The 15,031-nt window shown below is 53.7% G+C and carries 11 protein-coding genes; 5 read left to right on the top strand and 6 right to left on the bottom strand.

What is annotated here, in order from left to right:
* The 5 genes from AAC019_RS00370 to AAC019_RS00350 all read right to left on the bottom strand — a co-directional run bounded on the left by AAC019_RS00370 (position 1) and on the right by AAC019_RS00350 (position 6,287).
* A complete protein-coding gene (locus tag AAC019_RS00370; RefSeq protein WP_339896558.1) occupies positions 1-1,701 on the bottom strand; it encodes an AAA family ATPase in 1,701 nt (566 codons plus the stop codon).
* Positions 1,702-2,324: 623 nt separating this feature from the next.
* Entirely contained in the window at positions 2,325-2,612 is a 288-nt protein-coding gene (locus AAC019_RS00365) for a type II toxin-antitoxin system RelE/ParE family toxin (RefSeq protein WP_339896557.1), read from the bottom strand.
* Positions 2,593-2,841 (bottom strand): ribbon-helix-helix protein, CopG family, encoded by a 249-nt coding sequence (locus AAC019_RS00360; protein ID WP_339896556.1) that lies wholly within the window; start codon positions 2,839-2,841, stop codon positions 2,593-2,595. Before AAC019_RS00360 ends, AAC019_RS00365 begins: the two co-directional genes overlap by 20 nt.
* A 999-nt stretch (positions 2,842-3,840) precedes the next feature.
* Positions 3,841-5,514, bottom strand: coding sequence for a dihydroxy-acid dehydratase (gene ilvD, locus AAC019_RS00355; protein WP_339896555.1), 1,674 nt, complete (start codon positions 5,512-5,514; stop codon positions 3,841-3,843).
* A 95-nt stretch (positions 5,515-5,609) separates the two neighbouring features.
* Complete coding sequence (locus AAC019_RS00350) at positions 5,610-6,287, bottom strand: hypothetical protein (protein WP_339896554.1); 678 nt, start codon at positions 6,285-6,287, stop codon at positions 5,610-5,612.
* A 353-nt stretch (positions 6,288-6,640) separates the two neighbouring features.
* On the opposite strand from AAC019_RS00350, the gene AAC019_RS00345 reads away from it, so the two are divergent.
* From AAC019_RS00345 to AAC019_RS00330, 4 genes are all read left to right on the top strand, one after another.
* Positions 6,641-7,336 (top strand): phosphoribosyltransferase family protein, encoded by a 696-nt coding sequence (locus tag AAC019_RS00345; protein ID WP_339896553.1) that lies wholly within the window; start codon positions 6,641-6,643, stop codon positions 7,334-7,336.
* A gap of 515 nt (positions 7,337-7,851) precedes the next feature.
* Positions 7,852-8,850, top strand: a complete 999-nt coding sequence (locus tag AAC019_RS00340) for a serine/threonine protein kinase (protein WP_339896552.1) — start codon at positions 7,852-7,854, stop codon at positions 8,848-8,850.
* A gap of 71 nt (positions 8,851-8,921) precedes the next feature.
* Positions 8,922-9,722 (top strand): serine O-acetyltransferase, encoded by an 801-nt coding sequence (gene cysE / locus AAC019_RS00335; RefSeq protein ID WP_339896551.1) that lies wholly within the window; start codon positions 8,922-8,924, stop codon positions 9,720-9,722.
* A 139-nt stretch (positions 9,723-9,861) separates the two neighbouring features.
* Positions 9,862-10,713, top strand: coding sequence for a DUF1080 domain-containing protein (locus AAC019_RS00330; protein ID WP_339896550.1), 852 nt, complete (start codon positions 9,862-9,864; stop codon positions 10,711-10,713).
* Positions 10,714-10,815: 102 nt separating this feature from the next.
* On the opposite strand, the gene AAC019_RS00325 is transcribed toward AAC019_RS00330, so the two are convergent.
* Positions 10,816-14,304: a HEAT repeat domain-containing protein gene (locus tag AAC019_RS00325; protein ID WP_339896549.1), complete on the bottom strand. Its 3,489-nt coding sequence runs from the start codon at positions 14,302-14,304 to the stop codon at positions 10,816-10,818.
* 311 nt (positions 14,305-14,615) lie between these two features.
* On the opposite strand from AAC019_RS00325, the gene AAC019_RS00320 reads away from it, so the two are divergent.
* Complete coding sequence (locus AAC019_RS00320; RefSeq protein ID WP_339896548.1) at positions 14,616-14,972, top strand: hypothetical protein; 357 nt, start codon at positions 14,616-14,618, stop codon at positions 14,970-14,972.
* Positions 14,973-15,031: the final 59 nt, after the last annotated feature.

The following is a 15,031-nucleotide window of genomic DNA, read 5'->3' as shown; positions in this document are numbered from 1 at the left end:
TTATTGGCCTACCAACTTAACAGCATGATGCAATGGTCTAGCTAGCTCACCCCCACTCACCCCTGCAATCGCCTTTTGATTTTGTGACAAAAATTCTCGCATTCTAATGGCTTTCTTACTCTGCAAGTATTTTACTGCATCATTGATATCGGTCTTTCCAGAATAAGTTAACAATTCAGCCGGAAGCTCTAAAGCCAGATCAGCTTCTAGATCAATCTTTGAAAGAAATATTCCGTGTGGATTTATTTGATCTGAAGTCGTTTTCCAAACTCCTGAATCAACTAAGCCTTGCGAAGTTGTTGTTGGAATATAGTCCGGGCCATTAGCTAGGCCAGCCAAAGATAAGCATCTATTAATGCCAACAGCTCTTTTGTTAACACTATTTTTAATACCTGAAACATCATTATCTGTTCTCAACACCCAAGGTATTTCCATAGCATCCAAAATTTTGCTGTAAACTTTAAATTGAATTCCATCAACACTAAGGATCGAGATATTATGAAAATCTAAATCTATTCCTATCTGTCTTGCCAACTCTTCGTAAAAGAGTTTTTCTGATGGTCCTTCAACTAAAAAAACACAGCTAGAAAAAAAAGCCTCAGCCGGAAGAATACTCATCCTATAACCTAAGTCGTCCCAAGCATCGGAAATGCATGCAGAACAGCCACCGTTGGCTGCTACACTACCGTTTTCAGCTAAGAGAATTCGAACTATTGAATCTGGTTTATATCGTTCTGTTATTTGAGGGGAATGACTTGTAATTATAGTTTGTCCGGGAAGATCATGAATTAAGTAATCAGCTAGCTTTCGTTGTTGATGTGGATGTAAATGAGCTTCAGGTTCTTCAACACAATAAAATGTAACCTCGTGGTCAGGATCAAACTCTCTTTGACTTTTTGCCTTCCATAAGGCTAACAATATTTGATTGTTTCGACCATCACCACCAAGCATTAGTTTTGAACCAGATGTGGATGCACCTAATTCTAAATTTTCAATAAACTGATTTACTTTTATAGCCCCAGTACCTAAATGAACACTATAGTTATCATTTTTATATGATAGTTTTTTCAACTCCTCATTAACTACTGAAGTAGCATCTTTTACATAGTTAAGCTCCGCAACCTTTTCATTAACTTCGTTTAATTTGGCTGAGATGGCTACCATTTCAACTTGGTCATGCTCGAGTTCTTCGTCTTCAAGGCTGTCTTGGGACTGTTTAAGTAATTTTCTTTTCTCAATTTGAATGAACTTTTGAAGGTCTCTTCGGGATTTTACATATCGAAAATTTAACTGTTTTAAATAGAATCTTGATGGAACAAGCTCAAGCTCATCATCCGAACATCCAATAGATATCTCGTAATCAAGTGTCTTTCTATCTGCTGTAAGAGCAATCACGGTCTTACTTTCATCACTCACACTTCCCTTTAGCGCAGAAAGAACAGCATCCTCATTGATATCGGAAAAATAGATTTTAATAGAGAAAGATTCTGCCTGAGTTCCATCGCTATCTATGAAGAAATCCGTAGCTTCCGGCTCAATATCCCTATCTGACAACGACTTATCGAGTAGCAAACGGATGCCATAGAGCAAATTTGTTTTACCAACATCATTGCCTCCAATCATTAGTGTCTTGTCTGTAAACCGAATAGTAGCTTCTCGGAAGTTCCTGAAGCCTTCAAGACTTACTTTTTCAATTATCAATTTAAGTATCCTTTAAAACAGTCTGAAAGTTCAGGTTTGTTAGCAATCAACTTTACTCACTAATTTTTTTATGGTTGCAATAAACTATATGATTCACAATGAACTAGGGGTGCCCTCTAACAGTATATTAGGCGGAATTTCGTTTAAACAACACGAAACCACCACTTTATTTGCCGGTTATTTCGCCTAAAATATCATAAAAATCAATCAATTAGATTATCTTTTTTTGCGCAGACTATCACTGTAAAAAGAAGCCATTGTGTTTAACGAGACCCACTGAGGTCTTTTATGCACCCAACACGCAACAAAAAACCCACTGACGTCAGCAAGTTATAGAAATGCATGTGGCATAACACAGACTACAGGGCTTACATTTCGCACGATGAAATGCATCAACCATCCCGCTCTACATTAAATTTCTCACGAGTGATCTGACAAGTTGAAAGGAGAAGAGAAAATACTTACCGCGCTGGGCCGTGCCCTTTATTATCTCACCTTCCTGACTGGCTAAATCTAAGGTTATGGCGACCTGCCCTCTGGCAAGCCTGATGTTCAACCATAACCCTTACGCACTATGAGGTAAATCGTGCCACTGTTCGGTGGTGTTGGCAACCGGGAATTGGCTATGCCGTTGGCCACTGCTGCGAGCTATGCAAAACTCTAAGCACGTCGATTCTGCTAGCTGCTTCTCGATAGACGAGTAAAAAGGGCAGGCCGTCGATGACGAGTTCACGCGTGCTTTTAACCCGGCCCTGGCGGCCTGCTTGTGGGTGGCGGGGTAAGATCAGTTCTGCGGTGTTAATAATCGACAGTACAACATCTATCGCTATGGTAAGGCTGCTTTCTTGCGCGATATAGCTTTCTATCTTTTCCAAATCTTGCGCGGCGAGGTCAGTCCATTTGAGCTGCACGCTTGGCCTCCCACCGGGCTTTTAGGTCGGCGTGGTCGATGACGCGGTTATCGTCAGCGGCAGCCAGGCCTTGCTCTACCTCGCGGATAAACCACTCTTCCCGCGCGACATATTGTTTAATAGCCTCGGCCATTAGCCAGGCGCGAGGCCTGTCCATGGCTTCTGCCATTTGTCCGATTCGGGCCAGGGTTTCGTCATCCAGCCTTACTGAAGTGGCTTTAAGAGGCAAAACGGTTCTCCGAGGTTCTCAAAGATTCTTAGTATATCTGGCCAGCCTTAGGTTGTACATTATTTGCACCGAGGCAGCACAGAACGAGCGCGACTACAGCCTGTCGGGCATCAGGGCCTGCCGTTACACAAAGCCCAACTAACGGCCCAATGACTCACTAATTAATGTTTATTTGAATGGCTTTAGCAAAGGAAGCGGCGAAAACTAACTACGCCCCCCGAGCCCTAGCATTTATTATTCGGCCTTATGGACGAACCAAACCTGTGGTTACGGTTACAACCTTTGAACTGTTTTTCGGAGCTCCTCGGCCAGCGAGGCGGTAACCCACCAATTCAACCCAAAGCACTCCGTAGCCAAAAAGCCACTAGATACCGGCTCAAGGCCGGCATGACGATGTAGAACAATGAATGTGATATCGCGGTGACTCAGCTAACTACGAAGCGCCGCTTGTACTTCCCCCGTAGATACAGCCGAATGGAGGCTTATTTTATCGGTTGAGCACACAGGACAAAGTGAATGGCGCGAAGCGACAGAGAGGGCAGCCTGGGCTGCGTGTGCGAGAGGATTGTCAGGGCATGGAGAAGGTGAATGCCGGAGGCAGAGAAGCCAGCCTGGGCCGCGGCGTGTCGATGCGGCCCGCTAAAATCGGCCGGAGCGAGGAGACCCGAATCGCTACAGGGATGTAGCTGAATAGAGCAACGCAGGAGCAGTTGCCGAGAGCTGAGATGCCGGGGTGTCCTCTTTTGAATACTTTTCTGGACAAGCAGAAAAGTGCTTCGCCCGCCAGGCGAGAGAGGGCAAGCAAGTTGAAGGTTAAGTTGCAGTTATCGTATACCCGCGACACTTAAAAGACGTATTGTTTCATGCCAGATAGAGGATTGCTCAAGTGAAGTATTCGCCACGCCCGACGACACGGGCATATCAACCAAAGCCCGCGTTAGCGGTATCCAAAGATTAATCATTGGCTTTTTCAGAAGTGTGGCGCCAGGCAAGCGCGCGTCACAACCCTTTATCCGTCACCGCCCCCTCCGAAGCCGACGACACCGTCTTGGCAAACTTAGCCAACACCCCGCGAGTATAACGCGGCGCTGGCGCCTGCCATTTGGCCAGCCGGGCCTGAATATCGGCCTCGGGAATATTCAGGCTGATTTGAGCGCTGTCGGCATCAATGGTGATTTCGTCGCCGTTTTCGATAATGGCAATGGGGCCGCCGTCCATGGCCTCGGGGGTGATGTGGCCCACCACAAAACCGTGGCTGCCGCCGGAGAAACGGCCATCGGTGATAAGCGCGACATCGTTACCCAGACCTTTACCCATTACCGCCGAGGTGGGGCTGAGCATTTCGCGCATGCCGGGGCCGCCGCGCGGGCCTTCGTAGCGGATGACGATCACGTCGCCTTTAACCACGGTGCCGCCCAGTATGGCCTCTAGCGCTTCTTCTTCCGAGTGGAACACCCGCGCTGTACCGGTAAACACCAACCCCTCTTTGCCGGTCAGTTTGGCCACCGCGCCCTCGGGCGCCAAATTGCCTTTAAGGATAACCAGGTGGCTGGTGGCTTTAATGGCGTTGTCAAAGTCGTGAATAATATCCTGCTCGGCCGGGTAGGGCTTAATATCGGCCAGGTTCTCGGCCAAGGTTTTACCTGTCACGGTCAGGCAATCGCCGTGCAGTAGGCCTTTATCCAGCAGCATTTTCATCAGCGGCTGAATGCCGCCTACCGCGATCAGCTCGGACATCATGTACTGCCCGCTGGGGCGCAGGTCGGCCAGTACGGGGACCTTTTTGCCGATGCGCGAAAAGTCATCCAGCGATAGCGGCACATCCACAGCGTGAGCCATAGCCAACAGGTGCAGCACGGCATTGGTAGAGCCGCCCAGGGCAATCACAATGGTAATGGCGTTTTCAAACGCCTTGTGGGTCATGATGTCGGTGGGTTTAATATCCTGCTCCAGCAGATCGAGCACGGCGGCGCCCGCGCGGCGGCAGTCTTCGGCTTTAGACGACGACACCGCTTCTTGCGCCGAGCTGTCCGGCAGGCTCATGCCCAGCGCCTCAATGGCCGAGGCCATGGTGTTGGCCGTGTACATGCCGCCGCAAGAGCCGGGGCCGGGTATGGCGGTTTCTTCTATCTGTTTTACGGCAATGGTGGATAAATCGCCCCGGGCGTGCTGCCCCACGGCCTCGAACACCGAGACAATATCGGTATGGTTGGCGCCGGGCTTAATGGTGCCCCCGTAGACAAACACCGACGGGCGGTTCAGCCGGGCCAGGCCGATCATGCAGCCGGGCATGTTTTTGTCACAGCCCCCAATGGCCACCAGCCCGTCAAAGCCCTCGCAGCCCGCTACGGTTTCAATAGAGTCGGCAATCACCTCGCGGGACACCAAAGAGTACTTCATGCCCTCGGTGCCGTTGGATATGCCATCGGAGATGGTGATGGTGTTAAACACCACGCCTTTGCCACCGGCCTGATCGGCGCCTGCGCAGGCTTCATCGGCCAGTTTATCGATGTGCATATTGCAGGGCGTGACCATACTCCAGGTAGAGGCAATGCCGACCTGGGGCTTTTTAAAATCATCGTCAGTAAAACCCACGGCCCGCAGCATGGCGCGGGCGGGTGTCTTTTCAATACCGTCGACTACTTTGGACGAGTGTTTGCGTTTATCGGTCATGGGGTGCCCCTATGGTTTGCAAGCGTGCGTCGGGTTGTTTTATTAGCATAGCTTACAAGGTACAAGCGCCAGATACAGCCCGACACACCAGAACCTTAGCCCTTTACCCCCAAATAAATCGTATGCTTACTCCCCTTGCCCTTATGGGCCCGCACGGTTTTTACCGTCACGTTAAACTTGGCTTTTTTCAGCTGCGTGGTAAACGCCGGGTCGTGCCACGCCGACCACACCGCCAGCACACCACCTTTGTGCAGCGTACTGCGAATCGCTTGTAAACTACCCATAGAATACAAGCTGGTGTTATCGGCGTGGGTAAACCCCTCTGGGCCGTTATCCACATCCAGCAGTATCGCGTTAAAGGCCGGTTTTTTATCTTGGAATAATTCCGCCACGTCGCCAAGATGCACAAGCGCCCTTGGGTTATTAAGCGGGTAACCGGCACACTCGCCGAGCGGGCCTTTGTTCCACTCGATAACCTCGGGCACCAGCTCGGCCACGGTAACCTTGGTGGACTCGTTCGTCGCCTTAAGCGCAGCCGCCAAGGTAAAGCCCATGCCCATACCGCCCACCAACACGGCGGCGTTTTTTACGCCTGCAATATGCGCGCAGCCTAAATCGGCCAACGCCAGCTCCGAGCTGTGCACCCGGCTGTTCATCAACTCGCCACGCACGCCTTTAAGCGAAATAGAGAATTCTTTGTCGCGCTGCATCAGGCGCAGCTCACCGCCGTTGTTGGGAATAACAGCTGTGCCGAGTAATTGCCAAGGGATCATATCAATACACATCAGGAGAGAATGAGTGGCGATTTTAGCAGATATGGCCTCGGGACACGTGGAGACATTACCACCAACACGACGAGAAAAGGCGTCACAGATAACCCCAAATAACTTGCCCCTAAGCGGTAAAGACAAAGTTACTAACCGGGGCAGCACTTAATAAAGCCACTAGGTTCCCGCATTCGCGGGAACGACGGAAACACTGCCAAAATGCCGAGTGCGAGAAAGGCCCCGCACGACCGCCACGCCAAGATTAACGATGCCATTCCTAGACTTTTACAAAAGCATTAACTAAAACTACTAACAAGCAACCGACAAGGATCGCCAAACAAAAAACGAAGGGACTTTCATTGCGCCTAACCCGATTTAGCCTATGCCTTTTATGCCACCAAAGCGCCGATGAAATTCTTTGCGCCGGATGCGCCGCGCATTTAACGACGCTAACCATCGGCGAGCATCAGTGCCGCCAATGCGCCTTACCGCTGGATACCGATATTGAATACTGCGGCGAGTGCCTGGCAACGCCGCCGGCGTTTGATCGTATTATTGCGCCCTGCTTGTATGCGCATCCGCTGGATTATTTAATAGGCCGCGCCAAACACCACCACTGTTTACGCAGCGCACGGGTGCTGAGCGAATTAATGCAGCGCCATATTCAGCAGTACTATCGCGTACTGCCGCAACGAGAATGGCCCACCAAAGTCGTCGCCGTACCCTTGCACTGGCGGCGACACATTAGCCGCGGATTTAATCAAACCCATGCACTCGCCCGCGCCGGCGCCCGAGCCATTGGCTTGCCCCTAAGCCGGAAGCTACTCAAGCGCACCCGCGCCACCGAACCGCAACAAGGCCTAACCCGCCGCCAGCGGCTGGAAAATTTGCACGGCGCGTTTGTTGCCCGCAACCTAAAAGGCCAGCGCGTTGCCTTAGTCGATGACGTAGTCACCACAACCACAACCGCACGCGAGATCAGCAAAGTACTGCGCCGCGCCGGCGCCGCCGAAGTGCATATTTGGGCGCTGGCAAGAACGCCAGCGAATGGTTGATGTTAAGCCAACTACGAAGTACCGCCTTCACATCCCCCGTAGATACAGCCGAATGGAGACCTATTTTTGGGGGTACGCGCACAGGGACAAGGTGAATGGCGCGGAGCGACAGAGAGGGCAGCCTGGGCTGCGTGCGCACAAGCATCGTCTGGCCACGGATGGCCTGTCGATGCGGCCCGCAAAAATCGGTTGGAATGAGGGGACCCGAATCGCTACAGGGGTGTAGCTGAATAGAGCAACGCAGGAGCAGTTGTCGAGATGCGCAGGAACGGCTGAATACTTTTCGTCGCGAAACGAAAAGTATTTCGCCACGCCCGGCGACGCGGGCATACAAACAAAGCCCGCCTTGGCGGCTCATGCGCTTACCAGCCTTACTTCGTTTACCGGAACGCAATACACATACCAGCAACAGCTCTGCAACTTACAACAACCCCCACCAACCACAAAACGTGTGAACCCCCAGCAAACCCCGTACAATACTCCGCCACAACCACCCACTACCCCAGGGGGCCCGTATGAGCGAATCACCCGAGCACACCTCACACCCGTACGAAGCCTTAACCCCCGATTTGGTTATGGATGCCGTCGAGAGCCTTGGCTACCCATGCGACGCGCGGGTGTTTGCCCTAAACAGCTACGAGAACCGCGTGTATCAGGTGGGCATTGAAGATAGCTCGCCCATTATTGCCAAGTTTTATCGCCCGGCACGCTGGACGGATGCGCAAATTTTAGAGGAGCACAGCTTCTCGGCTAACTTGCACGATTTGGGCGTGTCGGTGGTGCCACCGATTGTGGACGATAGCGCCCAGAGCCTGTTTGAGTTTCAGGGGTTTCGGTTTTCGCTGTATAAGCGCCAGGGTGGTCACGCGCCCACACTGGATAACTTTGATCACCTGCTAAGCCTGGGCCGCGCGCTGGGGCGCATTCACGCGCTGGGCCAGGTGGCGCCGTTTGAGCACCGCCCCACGCTTAATACCGCGACCTTTGCCGAGGCGAGCTTTAACTTTTTGCTGGATAACGAGTTTATCCCGCGATCGTTGTTGGAGGCTTACACCACCCTGGGGCGCGATTTAATTGCCCGCTGCCACGAGATTTTTGCCCAGGTGGAGTACAAGAGTATTCGCCTGCACGGCGACTGCCACCCCGGCAATATTTTGTGGCGCGACGATGTGCCCCACTTTGTGGATTTTGACGATGCCCGCAACGGCCCGGCGATTCAGGATTTGTGGATGCTGCTATCGGGCGATCGCGCCCAGCAGACGGCGCAAATATCCGAGGTGCTGGAGGGCTACCGCGAGTTTTGCGACTTTAACAGTGCCGAGCTGCTGCTAATTGAGGCGCTGCGCACCCTGCGCATCATGCATTACAGCGGCTGGCTGGCCAAGCGCTGGCAAGACCCGGCCTTTCCCCACAGCTTTCCGTGGTTTAACACCGAGCGCTATTGGGCCGAGCACATTTTAGAGTTGCGCGAGCAGCTGGCCGCCATTAACGAGCCAGCGCTAGAGATTTATTAAGCCGGGCCATTGGGCATTTGCGCTGGATGCCGCCATAATAGGCACATTGACCGGCCTACCAAGGAGTTACCATGTCAATCGATACGGCCACCTCAAGCGCCGACCCCGTTTGGGATGAGATTCGCCAGCGCGCCTTTGAGCAGGCGAGCCGCGAGCCCATGCTGGCGAGCTTTTTGTACGCCACTATTTTAAATCACGACACACTGGAAGACGCGCTGAGCTTTCATTTGGCCAACAAGCTCGACAGCCCGGCACTGCCGGCAATATCGGTGCGCGAGGTGATCGACCAGGCGCTGGCCGACGACGCCACCATTGGCGCCGCGGTACGGGCCGATATCCAGGCCATTAACGAGCGCGACTCGGCCTGCTGCTCGCTAACCACCCCGTTTTTATTTTTTAAAGGCTTTCACGCCCTGCAGGCGTATCGCGTGGCCCACTGGCTGTGGCAACGTGAGCGGCACGCCCTGGCGCTGTTTTTACAAAATCGCATCTCGGTGGTGTTTGCGGTGGATATTCACCCGGCCGCCGTTATCGGCCGCGGCATTATGCTCGATCACGGCACGGGCATTGTGATTGGCGAAACCGCCGTGGTGGAAGACGACGTCTCGATTATGCAATCGGTCACGCTGGGCGGCACGGGCAAAGAGTCGGGCGATCGCCACCCCAAAGTGCGCAGCGGTGTGCTGATTAGTGCCGGCGCCAAAATTTTAGGCAATATCGAGATTGGCCGCTGCGCCAAAGTCGGCGCCGGCAGCGTGGTACTTAAGCCCGTGCCGCCGCGCAGCACCGTGGCCGGGGTACCGGCAAAAGTGGTGGGCAGCGCCGATTGCGACCATCCCTCGCGCGCCATGAACCACTCGCTGGACGGTTAAACCGCCCGGCGCGGCTTTGCAATTGTTCACCCTTGGGGGCACCGGCGTGGTGTATATTTGGCACTGCTTTTACAGATAAAATATTAACGCTACAGCACCTTAATACGCCAACAACACACCAACAATAAGGATTGCCACCATGCCCATGCTTTTGCACAGCGCCAAGCTCCCCCTGGCCCTTGCCTTTACCTCCCTGCTTAGCGGTGCCGCCTACGCCGGCACTGACGCAAAAACCGAACAATGGATCGATTTATTTAACGGCAAAGACCTGGATGCCTGGGCCATCAAAATTCAGGGCTCAGAGCTGGGTGAAAACACTCTGGACACCTTTCGCGTAGAGGACGGCCTGCTAAAAGTGCGCTACGACCAGTACGACACCTTTGGGCAAAAAAATGCCGGCTTTGGCCACATTTTTTACGCCGACCAAGCGTTTTCTTATTACCGCTTAGAAGTCGAGTACCGCTTTGTGGGCGAACAAGTGCCCAACGGCCCCGAGTGGGCGTACCGCAATAACGGCATTATGTACCACGCACAAAGCCCGCAATCGATGGGCCTCGATCAGGACTTTCCGCTTAGCATCGAGTACCAGTTGTTGGGCGGTAATGGCCAGGAGGAACGCTCGACCGCCAACCTATGTACCCCGGGCACTCAGATCTTTATCGACGGCAAATTGCGTCAGGATCACTGTATTGTCTCTTCCAGTAAAACCTACCACGGCGATCAGTGGGTAACGGTACAGCTCGAGGTTCACGGCAGCGAGTTGGCCATTCACAGCGTTAACGGCGAGCCGGTAATGCGATACACCAACCTGCAACTGGATGACGGCACGGCCCACAGCGGCGGGTTTATCGCCCTGCAGGCCGAGTCGAGCCCCACGGATTTTCGCCGTGTACGCCTGTTAAATTTAGAAGGTTGTATGGATAAAAAAGCCAGCAACTACCGCGATTACTTTATTAAAAATGATAGCGATGCCTGCCAGTACGCCGAGTAGTTTGCGGCAAATAGCGATTTAGCAACACACTCTCTGGCCGACACAAAAAAGCCGCCCTGCAAGGGGCGGCTTTTTTACACATTAGCGTATAACCTAAATCAATTAGTGGCTCTCGGGCGCCTCGGCACCGTCGAGGTTACTAAGGTACGCCACTAAATCACGCAGCTGGGTTTTATCCAGCAATAAGCCCATGGGCGGCATACCCGATGGCGAATTGGTTTGCTTGGCGATATCCGCGCGCGCCACTTTTACTGACTTGCCATCGTTGGTTTCGATGGTGAGCTCAGTATCAGACTCGGCGGCAAACAAACCTTCAACACTCGAGCCGTCGGTTAAGGTAACGCTGATGCGGCCAAACCCCGGGGCGATACGCGCGCCCGGATCGACCATAGCCTCCAGCAGTTGCTCTTCGGTTAGCTGCTGGCCAATGTGAGTCAGCTCGGGGCCCACCCGGCTGCCGCGGGTGCCCACTACGTGGCAGCGTACACATTGCGCGGTGCTGTTATAGCGGAACAACGCCATCCCGGCGTCGGGGTCACCACCGGCGAGCGATTCGGCGTACACCTGCAGCGGGTCGTCGCGATCTTTACCCGCCTCGTACTCGGTAAGCAATTGCGCAAGCGCATCGCTGCCAAAGTTGTCGGCGGCGTTAATCAGCTCGAGCTTAACCGCCGGCTGAATCTCGCCGGCAAGCAATTTTTGCAGCTGCTCAGTCAACACAGCTTCGGCCTCGGGGGCTTTGATTTGTGCCAGCGATTTTAAGGCGGCCTGCTGCTCGGTAACCGAGCCTTGCGCCAACAAAATAGTGTGCATATCCACTTTGGTGGATACCGGTATATCCAGGCTTGGCACCATACCCAAGGCCGTCATGCGCACTTTTACCGATGTGTCTTCCAGCGCTTTGTAAATCGCTTTTTGCATATCGGCGTAGTCGAGCTTTTGCAAGTTAACGAGCGCGGCGTTGCGTACCTCGGCCGAATCATCGTCGGTGAGGATGCTGTTTAGGCGGGCGGCCGCATCGGCGTACACCAAGGCGCCTAACGCATTCACACTGGCCTCGCGCACTTTGGCGTCGGTGTCTTTTAGCAGTTTAGGGTACACATCGGCCAGCGCGGCTTTGGCGTCTTCGCCATTGCCTTCGCGCTCGTCGCGGTAGCGGCCGCTCACACGGTCAAACACCGAGGGCTCGGCCCAGTTAGCCATGGCGTCCACCGCCTCGGCACGCATGGCCGCCGGCGCATCTGTATCGGCGGCGTAATCGGCTAGGCGTTTTGCGGCAGCGGCATCGGCGACAAACGCATTGGCGTTAATTACCCGACGCACCAGCGGCTCGTTGCTAAAAGGGGTCTCTCCCAGCAGTTTGGCCAACGCTGGCAGGGCGTCATCGACAAATAAATCATCGTTAATGGCGCGGGCGGCGTTGGTCACCACAAACTGGCTGTCATCATCGAGAAATTCAGCCAAAGCAGGGCTGGCCAGTTGGCGCAGCGCAACCAAAGCGGCAATTCGAACCGCCTCGGATGAATGCGTGGCGAGCGCGGACAACGCCTCGGTATCGCCGATGCGCGCCAGCGCAATTGCACCGCCCTGGCGCAAGTACACGTCTTGGTCGTTGTTTGCCTCAAGCATGGCGATGATCGGTGCAGTCGCTTCGCCTTTGCCTAAACGGCCCAGTGCCTGTGTGGCAAAAAAGCGCACGCGGGCACTATCGTGTTGCAAATTAGCAAGCAACGCCGGCAATGCCGCTTGATAGGCCGCATCGCCAATGACTTTGGCAGCTTGCGCGCGAATTTCCGGGTCGGAATCCTCCAGCAGGGCCAGTAAAGGCTCGGCAGCGTCGGCTTGATCGCGTGCGATTTGCCCCAAGCCCCAGATAGCGTGAATGCGCGCTAACTGCTCGCTGTTGTTAAGCGCCGCCACCAGCGTGGCCTGCTCGTTGCGATCGACCAACTCAAACTGAGCCTCCGAGCGCACTCGCATATCGGCGTGGGACAACAGGCCGGTTAAGGTTTCCAGATCGTGCTGACTAAAATCAGAGGTTAACCACTGTTGCGTATCGGCACGGGCCTCTGATCCTGCATCACCGGGGGCATCTAAGCGCCAGATACGGCCTTTACCATTGCGCCCCCAACCTTCAATCCAGTCGCTGGTGTAAAGCGCCCCTTCGGGCCCCACATCCAAACCTGTGGCTTGCACACCGCGCATGACTGATTCGTCGCTGGCCAACTCAAAGCCGGCGCCATCGGGCTCGAGGGTAAAGGCATTAATGCCTGAGCGCGGCGCCGAGCCGGTGTATTGCACAATAAAGAAGTGATCTTTCCAGCGCTCGCTAAGGGCGGTGCCGGGGTTGTAGACCATACCGGTGGGGCCGGCGTGGTACGCGGCAATAGGCGGCAAAAGGTGGGCGGCCTGACCATCAAAGCGTGGTTTATAAAAATCTTCGTCCATCCACACTTTATAGGTGTTGTTTTTGGGGTCGGTGTACTTACCAAACTGCCAGTTGATACGCCAGCCAGAGTCAGAACCATCGACCAAATAAACCACTCGCTCAAACTCACCTGGGTGGTCGCCGTCGTTGTCGACACTGATCAGGTTGCCGTATTTATCAAAGGTAAATTCATGGGTGTTGCGCACCCCGTGGGCAAAAACTTCAAAGTTGCTGCCGTCCGGGTCACTGCGCACCACGACACCCTGGTTTGGATAGGGAAATTGATTGCCGTCGACATCAGTGATGTTGGCACCGACATCGCCGATGCCATAGTAAATGCGTCCGTCAGGGCCTTTAACCACACCCGACATACCGTGACCACTAAAACCAACGTGCACGCCAAAACCTTCTGATATGGCTTGCTTGTCATCGGCAACGCCATCGTTATTGGTGTCGGAAACCCGCCAGGCGTTAGGGGCGATGCCTAAAAACAAATCTTTGCTGCGGTTATCGTAGTAGATGCCACCGAGCACATCGGTGATTTCTGAATTAAAGTCTTCTAAAAACGTTTGTGCCCGGTCGGCGCGACCGTCCCCGGTGGTGTCGCTCACTTGCAACACCTGCTCTTTTACCACGGCCAAATCCTGCCAGTCGTGTACGCCGTCTTCATTGCGATCGGGCACGTCTTTTTCGGTCAGGTTTTTATCGGCGGCAAAGGTTTTGTGCAAAAACTCGCGGCGATCTTCGTTGCTCTCCATGGCAATGGAGTCGGTTAGCCAGTGCGGGTAGGGCCGGATATCAAACTCAGAGTTGTTACTGCGATGGGTAATGGCAACCCAGGCGCGACCCTGGTTATCCATACTCAAAGCCACCGGGTCGGCCATTAAATCTTCCGAGGCCCACAGCGTCATATCCAGGCCATCGGCCAGATCAAGGCTTACCTGCGAGCGAATAGCCTTGGCCCGCTCGGCCATCTTAGCGTCGGTCATAGCAATCGCTTTTACCGGCTCGCTGGCACTTTCTTGCGCGGGCAACTGGGCGTCGATGGCGGCGGGCTTTGCGGCAGAATCGTCTTGCGAGCAGCCAGCCAAGGCTATGGCAGCGGCGAGTGCCGTTAATTTAAATGCGGTGACGTAACGGATTACTTTCTGAGTTTTAGACATAAGCTTCACGGTTATCATTATGGTCTTGGGGTTTACGGCGATTTTGGAGTATAAGCCAGCGTTGCAGGCGTTCAAGTTAAGTATTGTTTGCTTATCTTCAGTGATATCAAGCCCGAAACGCACCATATAGATCAGCGTGCCCACCGCGATGCGCCAAAATCAGGCAGAAAAAGTGAGTATAGCCGCAAAATCAAGCTTATTAGCCAGTTGGCAGATATCTTGCTGCCGCAACTAAACACCTGAGATAAAACAAGGTACGGGTTGTTGTGCGCCCGAGATTGCTCCCTCACCGGCACTGAAGGTCCAGACCTATGCATTACAGTAAACCCATGATCGATATTGTTATGGAGGTTCGCCGCCGCCTGCCATCAGAGTTAAAACCCAGCGTTAAACTGGCCAATCCCGAGCTGCTTACCGAGCTGGCCCGGCACTATCCGGTGTCCCGCGATACCGTCACCCGCGCCTTGATCAAAGAGTTAATGCAACTGGCGGGCGAGTCCTGGCCGGAGCAACTTAACAACCCCGCAACCCCTTCACCCAAAACGCAAACCAAGGTGTATCGCGGCCAGGTTAGCCTGGAAGAGCGCAGCGACACCAGCAAAACCCCTGCAGAGCCGGAAGCCAAGCGGCCACTGCGGGTTTATCGCGGGCAAGTAGTTTACAGCTAAGCGGCTGCGCGCCTGAAGGGCTATGCTAAAATTACCCGCTTGCGATCACCCAAAAGGCC

This window comes from uncultured Gilvimarinus sp. (assembly GCF_963975215.1).
GTDB lineage: Bacteria > Pseudomonadota > Gammaproteobacteria > Pseudomonadales > Cellvibrionaceae > Gilvimarinus.
Note: the sequence above shows the minus strand (reverse complement) of the source record. Positions and strands in the feature narration are given on the sequence as shown.